This window comes from Pseudomonas sp. H26/SER47-MNA-CIBAN-0231 (assembly GCF_040310465.1).
Lineage (GTDB): Bacteria > Pseudomonadota > Gammaproteobacteria > Pseudomonadales > Pseudomonadaceae > Aquipseudomonas > Aquipseudomonas atacamensis.
In genome coordinates, this window is sequence record NZ_JBEOPW010000179.1 from 1 (window position 1) to 239 (window position 239).

At 39.7% G+C, this 239-nt stretch carries 1 protein-coding gene; it reads left to right on the plus strand.

The window, feature by feature from the left end; translation table 11 throughout:
- Window positions 1-239, plus strand: a 239-nt coding sequence (locus AAEZ10_RS27715) for a branched-chain amino acid transport system II carrier protein (RefSeq protein ID WP_350571878.1), incomplete at both ends; no start/stop codon positions are given.

Here is a 239-nt window from a genome sequence, read left to right on the forward strand (position 1 = left end):
GTTCAGTGATTATTATTCCTGGCGCAGAGGTGAGCCAACCCGTTGGTGATTACATTAATAGTCCATTAACGAAAGGGATTATTGAAGGTTATAATACCATGGACACCTTGGCATCTTTGATGTTTGGTATGTTAATCATCGATTTATTACGCAAAAAAGGTGTCAATGAAGCCGCTGATCAAACCAAGTATTTAATTCGTGCCGCCTTTATTGCTGCTGGTGGTCTAGCATTTGTGTAT